General features: G+C 43.8%; 4 protein-coding genes, 1 pseudogene and 1 CRISPR repeat array (1 of these 6 running past the window's edge). Of the genes and pseudogenes, 3 read left to right on the top strand and 2 right to left on the bottom strand.

What is annotated here, in order from left to right; genetic code table 11:
- Window positions 1-633: a CRISPR direct-repeat array (repeat unit 37 nt; unit sequence ATTGCAATTCATCAAAATCCCTATTAGGGATTGAAAC) (it extends 1,059 nt beyond the left edge of the window).
- A gap of 182 nt (window positions 634-815) precedes the next feature.
- Window positions 816-7,412 carry a HAMP domain-containing protein gene (locus IQ274_RS28120; protein ID WP_194144141.1) on the bottom strand — a complete coding sequence of 2,199 codons (6,597 nt, stop codon included), beginning with the start codon at window positions 7,410-7,412 and terminating at the stop codon, window positions 816-818.
- 839 nt (window positions 7,413-8,251) lie between these two features.
- Entirely contained in the window at window positions 8,252-11,995 is a 3,744-nt protein-coding gene (gene bchH / locus IQ274_RS28115) for a magnesium chelatase subunit H (RefSeq protein WP_194144140.1), read from the bottom strand.
- Window positions 11,996-13,088: 1,093 nt separating this feature from the next.
- Here bchH and IQ274_RS28110 point away from each other — a divergent pair.
- The 3 genes and pseudogenes from IQ274_RS28110 to IQ274_RS28100 form a co-directional block, all read left to right on the top strand.
- Window positions 13,089-14,030, top strand: a complete 942-nt coding sequence (locus IQ274_RS28110; protein ID WP_163929795.1) for an N-acetylmuramoyl-L-alanine amidase — start codon at window positions 13,089-13,091, stop codon at window positions 14,028-14,030.
- 272 nt (window positions 14,031-14,302) lie between these two features.
- Window positions 14,303-15,280 carry an SDR family NAD(P)-dependent oxidoreductase gene (locus tag IQ274_RS28105; protein WP_194144139.1) on the top strand — a complete coding sequence of 326 codons (978 nt, stop codon included), beginning with the start codon at window positions 14,303-14,305 and terminating at the stop codon, window positions 15,278-15,280.
- A 159-nt stretch (window positions 15,281-15,439) separates the two neighbouring features.
- Window positions 15,440-16,264, top strand: a pseudogene (locus IQ274_RS28100) (cation:proton antiporter); the annotation flags it as partial.
- Window positions 16,265-16,388 lie beyond the last annotated feature (124 nt).

Genomic DNA, 16,388 nt, shown 5'->3' with positions numbered 1-16,388 from the left:
CATAATTTTATCCTTCTATTAAATTGCAATTCATCAAAATCCCTATTAGGGATTGAAACTCGGCGGAGCTTCTACTTCTGGAGCTTTTATAGCGCATTGCAATTCATCAAAATCCCTATTAGGGATTGAAACATCGAGTGCTTAATAGTTAATGGGCTAGCTGGCGGATTGCAATTCATCAAAATCCCTATTAGGGATTGAAACGCTATACTTGACAATATCATTTTTGGGAGCGACAAAATTGCAATTCATCAAAATCCCTATTAGGGATTGAAACATGGGTGTATGTAACATCCTTTTGACCGGGAAGATTGCAATTCATCAAAATCCCTATTAGGGATTGAAACCATCCCTGACCAAGTAGCTACCAATGAAGACTTAGATTGCAATTCATCAAAATCCCTATCAGGGATTGAAACTTTACCAAAAGAATCATAAGAACATGATAAACAAATTGCAATTCATCAAAATCCCTATCAGGGATTGAAACTAAATCATTCCAAGGAGTAGGAGATGATGAAGCACATTGCAATTCATCAAAATCCCTATCAGGGATTGAAACTGTCTCCAGTTCCAGGTTTAGCTGGGTGGTTTGGATTGCAATTCATCAAAATCCCTATTAGGGTTGAAATAGTACAACGGCTCCCTGCCCCCTGCCTCCCAATACTTCTCGCTTTGTGCATTTTTAATTCGGAATCGGATTTTGGGAAAAGGGTACTGGGTTTGGGTTAAAGGTTTTTTCTTTCCCCTTCCCCCTTCCCCTTTTCCCCTTAACCGAGAAGTATTGCCCTGCCTCCTATCTCCTTTAATTTAGCTTAACGGTATAGCCAAACACGTAAGAGTGAAAGCAATTGTTCAGTATCTACGGGTTTGGTGATGTAGTCTGATGCACCAGCTTCAATACACTTCTCGCGATCGCCTTGCATGGCTTTAGCTGTCAGTGCAATAATCGGCAAAGATTTAAATTGCTCGTTTTGGCGGATTAAGCTTGTTGTTTCGTAACCGTCCATTTCTGGCATCATTACATCCATCAAAACGACATCAATATCTGGTGTATTTTCTAACACGTTAATCCCTTCTCTGCCGTTTTCAGCGTATAACACTTGTATTTGATAACGCTCCAGCATACTTGTCAGCGCGAAAATATTACGCATATCGTCGTCTACAATTAGCGCTTTCTTGCCAGCAAGTAAGTAATCTATGGAATGCAATTGTTCAAGTATTTTTCGTTTGGGTGCAGGTAAATTTGCTTGGACTCGGTGTAAAAATAATGCTGTTTCATCGAGGAGACGTTCGGGCGATCGCACATCTTTAATGATAATTGTTTCGGCAATCCGTCTCAGTTCGGTTTCTTGAGCTTTGCTAATGTCTCTCCCGGTGTAGACAATGATGGGCAATGTTTTGCCGTGAGGTAGAAGCTTAATCTGATCGATCAATTCAAACCCGGTCATGTCGGGTAGCCCTAAATCGAGGACGAGGCAATCAAAATGCTGGGTGCGGATGGCTTCTAACGCTTCTGCACCTGTGGCAACAGCAGTAGTATGAACATCGCTGTTGCCAATTAGTTCGACAATGCTATGCCGTTGAGTGTCATCGTCTTCGACTACCAGTAAATTTTTTACCTGGCGCTCAACAAAACCTTTAATTTTGACCAATGCCTCGGATATTATCTCGCTGCTTAAGGGCTTTTGCAGATACGCGATCGCACCTAGTTGCAAACTGCGCTGTTGCCCTTCTTCAACGGTCATAATGTGTACGGGAATGTGGCGAGTATTTGGGTCATGTTTCAGACGATCCAATACCGTCCAACCATCCATTTCTGGCATTCGGATATCTAGTAAAACGGCTGAAGGATGGAATTGCTGCGCTAATGCTAAACCTGTACTGCCATTTTGAGCTGTTATCACCTTAAATTCATGCTGTTGCGCCATCTCTATAAGGATGCGGGCAAAGTTCACGTCGTCCTCGACGATTAACAAAACGCGATCGCCCATGCCAATAGTAGCGCGATCGTCACTGAGGAGTGCTGAGTGAGGAGTGCTGGGTGAGGAGTGGAGAGTGGGGAGTAGGGAGTAGGGAGTAGGGAGTTGTGTTGATGTAGGCTCAACATTCAATTGTGGGAAAAAGAATGTAAAGGTGCTACCTTGACCGGGTTGACTTGTTAGTTTAATTTCGCCACCAAAGAGACGGGCGATTTCGCGGCTAATTGATAAGCCTAATCCAGTACCGCCGTATCTCCGACTGGTAGAGCCATCGGCTTGTTGAAATGCCTCGAAAATAACTTTTTGCTTGTCGGGAGCGATGCCAATCCCTGTATCGCTAACTGAGAAGGCAATGACATTTTGAGCGCGATTTAAAGTTACTTGATCGTTGCTCCATCCCTGTTTCGCCACCGCAATCTGCAAGCGGACTTCCCCTTGCTCCGTAAATTTAAAAGCGTTGGAGAGGAGATTTTTTAACACTTGTTGTAAGCGTTTGACATCTGTATAGATGGTTGTGGGTAAGTCGGGAGTAAATTCAATTGTGAATGCAAGTCCTTTGCTCTGAGCGATTTGCCGGAAGGTGCGCTCAATTTGTTCGCCCAACTCTACCAAAGGCATTTGGGTCATGTCAATTGACATGGTTCCCGATTCAATTTTAGCTAGATCCAGAATGTCATTGATTAATGCCAACAAGTCAGTACCAGCTGAGTAAATTGTCTGGCTGTATTCAACTTGCTTGCTGGTGAGGTTGTGATCTATGTTATCTGCCAACAACTTCGCCAAAATTAACAAGCTATTTAGCGGTGTCCGCAGTTCGTGGGACATATTGGCGAGAAACTCTGATTTGTATTTTGAAGAAAGGGCGAGTTGTTCAGCTTTGTCTTCTAAAGACATTCTTGCTTGTTCGATTTCTCGATTTTTGCGCTCGACTTCTTTCTTCTGCATAGCTAACAACTCTGCCTTTTCTTCCAACTCCGCGTTGGTTTGTTGCAGTTCTTCTTGTTGTCCTTTGAGTAAATCCTCTGAAGTTTTGAGGGATTGGGCTTGTTGTTCTAAGCGCTTGTTGGTTTCCCGGAGTTCATTTTGTTGAGTTTGGAGTTCTTCAGCCAAAGATTGCGATTGCTTGAGTAATTCTTCAGTTCGCATAGAAGCTGCGATCGTGTTGAGAACGATCGCTATACTTTCGGTAAGCTGGTCGAAGAATGTCAAATGGATTTCGCTAAAGCGGCGGAAGGATGCTAATTCTATGACTGCTGTCACCTGTCCTTCAAAGAGTACAGGTAAAACCACAGCATTAAGTGGAGATGCTTCTCCTAAACCAGAGGCAATTCTCACATAATCGCTTGGTACATCTGTTAAGAGAATTCGCTCTTTTTCTAAAGCGCATTGTCCCACCAAACCTTCACCCAAGTGGAAGCGGTTAGCTAGATGTCTGCGTTCGCGGTAAGCGTAGCTACTGATTAGTTTTAAAAACGGTGTATTTTCTCCAGATTCCATCAGGAAGAATACGCCGTGTTGCGCTCCTACCAAGGGTGCTAGTTCTGAGAGAATTAGTTTAGATACGGTTTCCAAGTCTCGCTGCCCTTGCAGCATTCGGGTAAACTTGGCTAGGTTAGTTTTCAACCAATCTTGCTCAGTATTTTTCTGCGTTGTCTCCCGCAGATTGGCAATCATCTGGTTGATGTTGTCTTTGAGTATCGCTACTTCCCCTAATGCTTCAACGGCAATTGAACGAGTTAAATCACCTTTAGTTACAGCTGTAGCAACTTCTGCGATCGCTCGCAACTGAGTTGTCAGTGTAGCAGCAAGTTCGTTCACATTATCCGTCAAATCTTTCCAAGTCCCAGCCGCGCCAGGTACTCTCGCTTGTCCGCCTAACTTCCCTTCAATTCCCACTTCCCGCGCTACTGTAGTCACCTGATTGGCAAATGTCGCTAGGGTATCAATCATCTCGTTGATTGTCTCTGCCAAGGTTTCAATTTCTCCCTTAGCATCTAACATCAGTTTCCGTTTCAAGTCACCGTTAGCAACTGCCGTGACAACTCTGGCAATACCGCGCACTTGTGCCGTTAAGTTACCCGCCATTGAGTTAACGTTATCTGTTAAATCTTTCCAAGTTCCTGCAACACCTTGGACTTGGGCTTGTCCACCCAACTTTCCTTCAGTTCCCACTTCTCGCGCCACCCGCGTTACTTCACTGGCAAAGGAACTAAGTTGATCCACCATCGTATTGGTGGTGTTCTTTAAGTCCAAAATTTCGCCTTTGGCATCGACGGTAATTTTCTTAGATAAGTCGCCATTCGCTACCGCCTTGGTAACTTCCGCGATGTTGCGAACTTGTCCGGTGAGGTTTCCCGCCATCGAGTTCACGTTATCCGTTAAATCTTTCCAAGTCCCAGCAACTCCTCTGACGTAAGCTTGCACGCCTAATTTACCTTCCGTTCCCACCTCACGGGCAACCCTAGTAACTTCTGATGCAAAAGAATTTAGCTGATCCACCATTGTATTAATGGTGTTTTTAAGTTCCTGAATTTCGCCTTTTACATCAACAGTAATTTTCTTGGATAAGTCGCCATTAGCTACGGCGGTGGTTACTTCAGCAATGTTTCGCACTTGTGCCGTCAAACTTCCCGCCATGAAGTTTACGCTGTCAGTTAAATCCTTCCAAGTGCCGGCAACACCTTTAACTTCTGCTTGTACGCCCAACTTACCTTCAGTTCCCACCTCCCGCGCCACCCGCGTTACTTCACTTGCAAAGGAATTGAGTTGATCTACCATCGTGTTAACGGTATTTTTCAACTCTAAAATTTCACCTTTGACATCAACAGAGATTTTTTTAGATAAATCGCCATTAGCTACGGCTGTAGTAACGGCGGCAATGTTTCGTACCTGTGCCGTTAAACTTCCCGCCATGAAGTTCACGCTGTCAGTTAAATCTTTCCAAGTGCCAGCCACGCCGCGCACATCTGCTTGCACACCCAGTTTACCTTCGCTTCCTACCTCACGGGCAACCCGCGTTACTTCACTTGCAAAGGAGTTGAGTTGATCCACCATTATATTGATGGTATTTTTGAGTTCCAAAATTTCGCCTTTGACGGCAACAGTAATTTTCTTAGATAAATCACCATTTGCGATCGCAGTTGTCACTTCGGCAATGTTCCGCACCTGTGCCGTCAAGCTTCCCGCCATGAAGTTTACGCTGTCGGTTAAGTCTTTCCAAGTTCCAGCAACGTCTTTTACTTCTGCTTGTACGCCCAATTTCCCTTCAGTTCCCACTTCACGGGCAACCCTTGTTACTTCCGATGCAAAGGAACTGAGTTGATCCACCATTGTGTTGATGGTATTTTTCAACTCCAGGATTTCACCTTTAACATCAACAGTGATTTTCTTAGATAAATCGCCTGTTGCAACCGCCGTAGTTACTTCGGCAATGTTCCGCACCTGTGCCGTCAAACTTCCCGCCATGAAGTTTACGCTGTCGGTTAAATCTTTCCAAGTTCCAGCCACGCCGCGCACTTCTGCTTGTACGCCAAGTTTACCTTCACTTCCTACCTCACGGGCAACTCTAGTAACTTCTGATGCAAAGGAATTGAGTTGATCCACCATCGTGTTGATAGTATTTTTCAACTCCAGAATTTCACCTTTTACATCAACGGTGATTTTCTTGGATAAGTCGCCTGTTGCAACGGCGGTAGTTACTTCGGCAATGTTTCGCACCTGTGCCGTTAAACTTCCCGCCATGAAGTTCACGCTGTCAGTTAAATCTTTCCAAGTACCCGCGACACCGCGCACATCAGCTTGTACACCCAGTTTACCTTCACTACCAACTTCACGCGCAACCCTTGTAACTTCTGATGCAAAGGAACTGAGTTGATCCACCATGATATTGATGGTATTTTTGAGTTCGAAAATTTCACCTCTAACATCGACGGTGATTTTTTTGGATAGATCGCCATTTGCGATCGCAGTTGCAACTTCGGCAATATTTCGCACCTGTCCGGTGAGATTACCCGCCATTAAATTAACGTTGTCAGTTAAATCTTTCCAAGTCCCCGCAACTCCCCGAACTTCTGCTTGTACGCCTAACTTACCTTCAGTTCCCACCTCACGGGCAACTCTTGTTACTTCACTTGCAAAGGAATTAAGTTGATCCACCATTGTGTTGATGGTATTTTTCAACTCCAGGATTTCACCTTTCACATCGACGGTGATTTTCTTGGATAAGTCGCCATTCGCTACCGCCGTGGTCACTTCGGCAATATTCCGCACCTGTGCCGTCAAGCTTCCCGCCATGAAATTCACACTATCGGTAAGGTCTTTCCACGTACCCGCTACCCCGCGAACTTCTGCTTGACCGCCTAATTTTCCTTCAGCACCCACCTCACGGGCAACTCTTGTTACTTCACTTGCAAAGGAATTAAGTTGATCCACCATGATGTTAACGGTGTTTTTCAACTCCAGAATTTCGCCTTTGACATCAACAGTAATTTTTTTAGAAAGGTCGCCATTCGCTACCGCCGTTGTCACTTCCGCAATATTACGCACTTGGGCGGTTAAATTTCCAGCCATCAAGTTAACGTTGTCAGTCAAATCCTTCCAAGTACCTGCAACACCTTTAACTTCTGCTTGCACGCCCAATTTACCTTCAGTTCCCACTTCACGGGCAACTCTTGTGACTTCTGATGCAAAAGAATTAAGTTGATCCACCATTGTATTGACGGTGTTTTTCAACTCCAGAATTTCGCCTTTCACATCCACAGTGATTTTTTTGGATAAGTCACCATTGGCGATCGCAGTAGCAACTTCGGCAATGTTGCGAACTTGACCAGTGAGATTACCCGCCATCAAGTTAACGTTATCCGTCAAATCTTTCCAAGTGCCAGCTACACCTTGCACTTCGGCTTGAACGCCCAACTTACCTTCAGTTCCCACTTCACGGGCAACTCTTGTTACTTCACTCGCAAAGGAACCAAGCCGTTCTACCATCGTGTTGACGATATTAGCAGTTTGGAGAAACTCACCTTGCAGGGGTCTGCCGTCAATTTCTGTAGCGATCGTTTGGGATAAATCACCATTAGCAACCGACCGAATTACCCGCGTAGTTTCAGCTGTTGGTTGAACTAAATCTGTAATTAGAGTATTGACAGAAGTAACACAATTTGACCAAGAACCACGAACATCTCCTAGGGAAGCACGTTCAGCAATTTTGCCTTCTTTGCCGACAACGTTACCAATTCGCTGTAGCTCCGCCGCCATCCGCTCATTCTGGTCAATAATATCATTGAGCGTATCAGCTATTTTCCCCGCCACACCAGTATGATCTATAGGCATCCGAGCCGAGAAGTCACCCTGTTTAACAGCATTCAGCGTTCTTAATAGCTGATTTAAATCGAGATTGTCGCTGTCTCTAGTTAACTGTTCGGTTGCCATAACCTTATCCTTAATCTTAATCCTTGAAGAAATTTTTGTATTTTTTGCACCCCGTACTTATTTAGAGTACTTTGAGCCAATGCGTATCACAATAAAAAGCAGGGAATAGAAGGTGGATCAAACTAATTTTTATGGGTGCGAGTGTAAGCAGTTTATAAAGACTGCTAACTCAATGGTATTGCCGTCGATGTATCTGGCATACCACTTAGCTAATGATAGCTAGTTGAACGCTGTTATGCAGCATCAATTGTCGGCGATGCCTAACTTGGGCGAGTAAGCGATCGCACAGTACTAAATCGGAAATAATCAGTCCTTTGTAGAGACGGCGATTTATCGCGTCTCTTGCCTTAACCGAACCGTATTGAGGCGCAGACGGACGAACCCGTTTGAGTACCGACAGTTACATTGAAGCATCTCCCAAATTGATTCATAAATTCATAAGTTCATTACAACAATTGCTGCGATGATTTAAGCCTTTCTTATATATGGAAGAGCATTTGTTGCAAAATATTAAACAATTGCAGCAACGACTTATACATTTGCAAGAAAGACTTAAGCCTTTCTTATACATGGAAGATCATTTGTTGCAAAGTATTAAGCAATTGCAGCAACAGCTTATACATTTGCAAGAAAAACTTAAGCCTTTCTTATACATGAAGTAATCTTAGCTGCAAAGGTTTTAATTTTTACAGCTTCAAGCGTAATAGCGTAGGCGTAGCCCGTCGTAGACATCGCTTTCAATACGGTTCGGTTAAGTAAAGACGCGATAAATCGCCGTCTCTAGAATCATTTTTATTAATCGTTAGTGTCTTTATTTGAACTTTTAACGCATCAACTTTCTAAACCGTCACTCCTTCCAACTCTTCATCTGTCAACTCATACAACTGACGTAGCTTATCTAACTTATCACCATCAGCTTCCCAGAAACCCCGCCCATGCGCCTCTAACATTCTCCCTAAAATATTGCGAAAAGCTTCAGGATTTGCCTTCCGTAACTTATCCGCCATCTCTGCATCTAAAGCATAAGTATCAGCCGCTTGGTCATAAACCCAATCATCGGTAAAATCGGCAGTACCACCCCAACCAATCAACGCCGTCATCCGTTGTGAAATTTCAAAAGCACCACCAGAACCTTGATTTGCCATCGCTTGCGCCCATTTGGGATTTACCAACTTAGTGCGATACTCCATTCGCAGCAAATCATCTAAATTGCGCGGTGTAGTATCCTTCGAGAAGCTTTCCACAAAGCTAGTTGTCACCTTCTTACCGCTTTGTTTTTCTGCTGCCTTTTTCAAACCGCCCGTATTGGCGTAATATTCTTGAATATCAGTTAAACCATATTCTACCGAATCAATTTCTTGGACAATGCGATCGCTAGTTTTTAACAACGTATTCAAAACTTCCGGTCTAGCTTGACCTTTATCCTCTCTCCCGTAGCTGAATACATTGCGACTTTGCCAAGTATTGCCTAACTCTTCACCAGATTCCCAGTTACCATCCACAACGCGATCATTTACCAAAGAACCAAAATCACCCGCCGGATTAGAAAACAATCTCGCCGAGGTATTTTCTACCCCTTGGGCTTTTAAAGCCAAAGCGTGTTTCCTAACAAAATTCTGATCATCCGGTTCATCAGCATCAGCCGCCCGTTGAAATAAATCATCCAATAATTCGATGATATTTACAAAACTATCCCGGAAAATCCCAGACAAATTACCCAACACATCAATCCGGGGATGTCCAACCGCCGCCAACGGCTTCAACTCATAACGAACAACCCTACCAGTTCCTTCCTTAACAGGTTCAGCCCCCACCAACTCCAACAGAATCCCCAAAGATTCCCCCTTAGTTTTAATCGCATCCAATCCCCAAAGCATCACCGCCACCGTTTCAGGATACTTCCCATATTCATCCAAATGCTGCGCGATAATTTTTTGAGCAATTTCTCGTCCCCGTTCATACGCCGCAGGCGAAGGCATCCGATAAGGATCTAAAGCATGAATATTTCTCCCAGTCGGTAACACACCAGCCCCATCCCTTAACAAATCCCCCCCAGGCGCAGGCGGAATATACTCCCCATTCAACCCCCTCAACAAATTCGTTAACTCATCCGTAGACTGCATCAACAAATCCCTTATTAACCTTTCTTCTTCTTCGCGTCCTTCTCTTCGAGACACTTCGTGAACGCGCCTTCGCGGTTCGTTTTCTTCCTCCTCCCCCCCAAAATAAGCCTCCAAATAAGACCCCAACTCCTCCTCACTCGGCTTTTCCCCCAAAGTATGCAACCCCGAAGAAAACAACCGATTCTCTAAAACCTGCAAATATCCATACAACTCCACCAAATAAGCATCAAAAGCATGACCGCTAAACATCCGAACATTCTCCGGCGTAAACGCAATCCCCAACTTCCTCGCATCCTCAAACGGACAATCTGCATCCAACCCAGAGTCCACAATCTTTTTACAAATCCCTTCCTTCAAAACATAATTCTTCTGCGGATCTTCCCGATACTCCGAAATCAAATCCCGCAACGCCACCAATTCCTTATACAAACCTGCCCGCCCATAAGGAGGCACATTATGAGAAATCAACACACCATAACCGCGACGTTTTGCCAACATCGATTCCGAAGGATTATTCGCCGCATATATATATAGATTAGGCAAGTTTCCTAACAAAATATCCGACCAAGAATAACCCGTATTACCCAACGGAGAACCAGGCAACCATTCCACCGTCCCATGCATTCCAAAATGAACTAAAGCATCAGCTTGAAACTCATTTTGCAACCATTTATAATAAGCAGCATATTGCGGATGAGGCGTTAAATCCCGTTCAAACATTAAGCGCATCGGGTCGCCTTGTATCCCCAAAGGTGGTTGTACACCTATCCACACATTACCTAATTGCACACCACCAATCTGAAATTCCTCGCCATAAGTTTTAATACCAGTTCCCGTCAAAGATTTCCATTGTTTTTCGATGCGGGAAGTTTGTAAATATCCCAGCCATTTTTCTAGAGTGCGGAAATTTACAGTACTTGTGGGCTGGGCAACATGAGCGCCATTATTTAGGAGCAGGCGAGACGACTGCCCCACAAGAGGATTAGCTTCATCCGCTTCTTTCACCCAGCGAATCAATTCTTCCCCATCTTCCGGTAAATCTCCCACAGTGTAACCTTGTTCTTTCAGTGCGTGGAGAAACTTCAGCAAACTACGCGGCACATTTAATAATGCAGCCGTCCCCACAGCACCATAACCTGGCGGGAACCCATATAAAACGATCGCAATTTTGCGTTCCGAAGCAGGTTTTTGCCGCAAAGACACCCAGCTTTTCACCCTATCAATTAATCGCTGCACCCGTTCAGGAACTAGATAAATATCTTCGCCCACCAACCCACCGAGTGGAATGGTATCAATGGCCCCATCTAATTCTGGTAAGGCGTACAACACCACACTTTGCAATCCGCCAACACCTTGGCGCGTCCAAGAGTGAATATCTTGAATTAATAGTGGTGCAGCAACAATATAAGGTACATTCTTGGCAGTCAGGATGCGCTTTGCTACTTCTATTTGGCGGCCTGCTTCCATTGAACCAGCTGGGCCACCCACCAGAGGAAAGCCAATTGTGGAAACGATCGCATCTACTTTAACTGCTTCACTAGAAAGTGAGGGAGTTTCTATATTACCTAGTTTTCGTTGCTGAATTTCATAGTCGGTTGTCATCAAATCTCGTACCGCCACGTGTCCTTCTACGCCGTTGATGAAAATGGGTAAAGGAGTTAACCCGGCTTTTTCAAAACTGCGAATTAGTTGGGGAATGTAGGGTAGTTTGGTAATGACGTGTTTTCGGTAGAGAAGAATACCGACAACTGGTTTTGTAGAGACGCGATGAATCGCGTCTCTACAATGGGTTTTATACCATTCCAAATATTCGCGGGGCGATTCAAAAAACCCTTGATAATCGGGGTGGAGTAATCCGATGTTGGGGGTTTCGATTAACGGGGGAATGTCACCGACTTTTAAATCTAAGTATTTTTCTGCCAGTGTCCAGAATAATGAAGCGACGTTTTCTGGCCCGCCAGCATTCCAGTAACCATAGATAATTAACCAGTTGCGTAAGTCTTGGACTTTTTGCACTGGGACGTATTTCAGTAGTTTAGGGCCAATTTTTAAGAAGCTGATGTAACCAGCAAGTTTGTCTTCCTCTCGTCCGTTGCTAAATTTGTCAAGAATGAATTTAACTGGTTTGGGCATTCCTTTGGGTTTGTCGCCAATGGCAAAGTCACCCAACTTGGTTAAACTCATCAATTCCAAGGCTGACTCAAAGACTAGGCGGATGGGAATTTGAGAAATGCGATCGCGCAACCACACAACCTGGTCATAATCAAATAGCAGGCTACCGAAAAATACATCAGCGTTATCAAGTGCTGCTTCTACCTCGGCACGTTGACTGGTAATATTGCGATCGCTAAATACCCGAATATCCAACTCAGGACAGCGAGAGTTAGCCAAAAAAGCTGCTTTCCTGTACAAGTCAGCGTTGAATGATTCAAACCCAGCAACCAAGACGATGCGTTTCATGCCTGTAAGCTACGAAATATTTCTTTACTTAAATCTTAAACGTGCTTTCAGGTTGATTGTCATATATCTACCCACAGATTCCGGTCAATAATTTCTTGAGGTAGCTAGAACTTCACCCTCCAATACTTTTCGGATAAACCCAATAATCTCTCTTTTGGTCTGGGGAAAGGTTAAAGGGCAATGGGGAAAGGGAAATTCAAACCCTTTCCCTTTCCCCTTTTCCCCTGAACCGGAAAAGTATTGCTTCACCCTCACCAACGCCTTTGGGATATTTTAATTCCTTTAGTACCCAACACTTGTCGGTTAAAGGGAAGGGGAAAGAAAAAACCTTTAACCTTTTTCCCAAACCCAATTCCGAGTTCAAAATCCAAAACCCAAGCAGTATTGCTTTAGTGCCTCTACACAGCGAACGAATTTCTTGTGCTGACAGGTTTGTGAATGTATGCAACTCGATAATATCTAAGTCTCCCGCAGGTGTGTAGAAAATATCACGTATTCTTTAATACTGTAAAGTATTATGTGTTAAGCTGCTCAGGGTTAACAGCAAGCCAAGGGTAGAGTCTGTACATGGTTTACGACTCTATAAGCCCACGTTCATATCAGGAGGTGCGTCGGTTTAAGGATTTGGATATCTAACTAGTACAGTTCGGCGTAAATAAGCCACCCATTTGAAATGTCTAAAGCCCTTATGCAATGGTAATTACGAATTACAAATTACGAATTACGAATTACGCCTTGCGCTACTAGGTATGTCTTTTATGGCTTTCTACTTTTCTAAAGCGCTATTATCTGAATAGTGAAGGCAATTGCTACATTGAAATTTATTGCAAAAATTAACCTTGTTATTCTCGATTTTGATAAATTATAATGGTTGTGTTTTTGGTGAAAACATACCTTTTAATTAAGGTATTTTAGCATATAAATTTGCTGTTCAGGTTCGCAGAAAAACATATTTTGTCTGCTAGCGTATTAATGCTTAAAACAATGCGGACATTGTGAACAAGTACTTCAACAAATTTATTAACAAAACTTTTTCTCTAAAATTTGAAGAGTTTTGAACTAGTGTAAAAAGAAGTAATTTGAGGATAAAATCATGAAATTTGGAATTGATAGCGGACACAATTGTCCACCAGACACAGGAGCCAGAGGAATTAAATTTGAGGATAATTTAACTCTAGATGTAGGTAATAGAGTTATAGCCAAGTTAAGAGCTTTAGGTAATGATGTTGTAGTATGTAGACCGAGTAGTGCTAGTACAGTCCGTGACTCACTCTCAAAAAGATGTTCTACAGCTAATGGCAGTAAAGTAGATATTTACGTCTCAATTCATTTTAATGCTTTTAATAACCAAGCTAATGGTACAGAAGTATTTGCCACTAGTGAGACTGGTAGAAAAATCGCTAAACCTGTATTAGATGAAATCGTCAAGTTGGGATTTTTTAATCGCGGCGTTAAGAGTGGTTCCCACTTGTATGTTCTGAAAAATACAGATATGCCTGCTATCTTGATAGAATGTTGCTTCATCGATTCGCAAAAAGATATGAATCTTTTTAATCCTGAAGCAATGGCCAATGCGATCGTCAAAGGCTTAACTGGTAAAGTAGCGAGTACTCCTGTTAACCCCGTACCAGATGAAGAGGAGAATGCAGATGCTACGATTCTCAGGCTGCAAAAATCCTTAAATCGACTCAAAATAACTGATAAAAATGGTAAGGCATTAGTAGAAGATGGCTTCGCTGGGGCTAACACCAAATCTGCTGTCGAAAAATTTCAGGCTATTGTCGGAGTTCAGCCAACTGGAGTTGCTGACTCAACTACATGGAATGCCATAAATCTAATTTTGGCAAAACGAATTATCAGACCAAACCATGCTGGTGGTGCAGTTGTTAGATATTTACAATACCGTTTAGGTGTTGAGAATGATGGTGTTTACGGGCCGCAAACAGAAGTTGTAGTCAAGAACTTTCAAAAGCAAAATGGTTTAGATGCCGATGGGATTGTTGGGCCTGCTAGCTGGCAGAAATTAATTGGTTAGTAGGTCGGCGCAATTAAAGGTAACTGGCTAGGGCTGTCATTTGTCATTTGTCCTTCGTCATCTTTCATTAGTAAGGGTTTTAAGCCTATTTGCGTTTTGTAACATACTTGTTTTTTTCGTGCCAACTTACTTAGATTGAGTGGTAGACATTATTTGTAGTTGTAGATCCTCCTAAATCCCCCTAAGCAAAGGGGGACTTTGAGAGGTTTTTGCCTTTTTTAAGGCTGGGGTTCTCCGGCTTTAAAATAAATTAACCACAGGGAAAAGCGATCGTGAAACACCTTGAGGGAAGAGTGGCATTAGTAACAGGTGCTACGCGGGGAATTGGTAGGGGAATTGCTATTGGTTTGGCTGAGGCTGGGGCAACTGTATACGTCACGGGACGCAGCCTCAACAACTCCTCCAGTGATGCGGTTTTAGGAAGTCTTGGTGAAACCCAATCAACTATAGAGGAAGCCGGTGGTGTGTGTATTCCCGTCCAAGTAGACCACAGCGACGATGAGCAGGTGCGTTTACTGTTTGAGCGCATCCAAGATGAGCAGGATGGACAACTCGATCTATTGGTGAATAATGCTTACTCAGGAGTTGAGGCAATAAAAAACGCTTTTGGGCAGCCTTTTTGGGATTGTGAACTAAGTCTATGGGATGCAAGCAACAACGTTGGTCTTCGTAGCCACTATGTTGCGAGTGTTTTTGCTGCGCGAATGATGACCAAACGTAATTCTGGACTAATTTGCACCATTTCCTCGTGGGGCAGTATGTCTTATATCTTTAATACAGCTTATGGTGTGGGAAAAGCAGCTTGCGATCGCCTAGCGGCTGATATGGCTGTTGAGTTAAAACCCCATAATGTGGCTTCTGTTTCAATTTGGCCAGGTATTGTTGGTACTGAGCTTTTTTCCCGTTTTGCTGACGAGATGAATCAAACCAATGCTACTGAGCAAAAAAACTCATTCCTTAGCGATCGCTACAACTGGGAAACTCCATTATTAACTGGACGGGTAATTGCTGCACTTGCTTGTGAACCAAATTTAATGCGCCGTACAGGACGTGTGCAAATTGTTGCCGAACTCGCTGATAAATATGGAATTGTCGATGAAAATGGCGCTCGGCCCGCATCACTACGTTCTTTACGTTTTGTGCTACCGACTGCATTACCTATCCTGAGAAACTACTCATGGCTCGTACCCGATATTAAAATGCCGTGGTCACTCCTATTACTGAGTGCCCTTAGCTCACCTAAAATTTAATGGGCATTGAGCAGCAGTTAAAAAACTTCTTGCCCCAATTCCCAATCCACAATCCCCAATCCCCAATTTCCCATACCCAATTTCCAAACAAGCTGTTTGAGATCGTAAAACTTTGTATCCTGAATTAATAGGTCTTAATAAATAGTTCTTTTAAAACTGGTGCAAGAAGATTTTAGGCTAATCGTTGATTTAGTTTTAGTTTTGGGCGTTGCAGCCTGTGGTGGATTGTTAGCGGCACTTTTACGGCAACCCGTGCTGCTAGGCTATCTCATCGGCGGGATGATTATTGGGCCAGCCGGACTGGGATTAATTAAAGAAGTTATTCAAGTAGAGACTCTGGCACAGTTTGGTGTCGCCTTTTTGTTATTCGCCTTGGGTGTAGAATTTTCCTTTGCGGAACTCAAGAAGGTAAAAGCGATCGCTCTTGGTGGAGGTGGACTCCAGATTGCTTTGACAATTTTGGTAACAGTTGTGGTATCCGGGTTAAGCGGGGCCTGGGGAACCTTACCCGCGAAGGGGATGTTTTTGGGATGTATTCTATCCTTGTCTTCCACAGCCGTTGTCCTCAAGTGCTTGATGGAACGCAATGAAACAGAAACGCCTCACGGACAGGTGATGTTGGGGATTTTGGTAGTCCAAGACTTGGCACTGGGACTGATGTTAGCAGTTCTACCAGCCCTAAACCAACCAGCAGAAACCATTGGTATCGCCGTGCTAACAGCGCTACTGTGGATTGCTTTATTTGCTGCTGGTGCAGTGGCTGCGGGGATGTGGCTGATACCGCCTTTGTTGCGACTGTTAGCCCGTACTGAAAGCCGAGAACTATTTTTATTAGGGGTTGTAGCCTTGTGTTTGGGCATTGCCCTGTTGACAGAGCATTTGGGGCTGTCCATTGAAATGGGGGCATTTGTCGCCGGTTTGATGATTTCTGAGGTGGAATACGCCGATCAAACCCTAACTTATGTCGAACCACTGCGAGATCTGACTTTTACCGTTAAGTCTCTTTTGCAAGCTGCCAACCTTCACAGAGGTCGTGTAATTTTAACCAACCTCGCCATAGTACCTGGATACCAATAGGGGTTTTATGTCGATGTTCAAGATAACCTCC

Origin of the sequence: Nostoc sp. LEGE 12447, assembly GCF_015206985.1 — a bacterium.
In the GTDB taxonomy this organism is placed as follows: domain Bacteria; phylum Cyanobacteriota; class Cyanobacteriia; order Cyanobacteriales; family Nostocaceae; genus Nostoc.
Note: the sequence above shows the minus strand (reverse complement) of the source record. Positions and strands in the feature narration are given on the sequence as shown.

Bases quoted from the DNA above. Each gene is read 5' to 3' on its own strand.
- IQ274_RS28120 (WP_194144141.1), bottom strand. From the start codon at position 7,412: ATGGCAACCGAACAGTTAACTAGAGACAGCGACAATCTCGATTTAAAT.
- bchH (WP_194144140.1), bottom strand. From the start codon at position 11,995: ATGAAACGCATCGTCTTGGTTGCTGGGTTTGAATCATTCAACGCTGAC.
- IQ274_RS28110 (WP_163929795.1), top strand. From the start codon at position 13,089: ATGAAATTTGGAATTGATAGCGGACACAATTGTCCACCAGACACAGGA.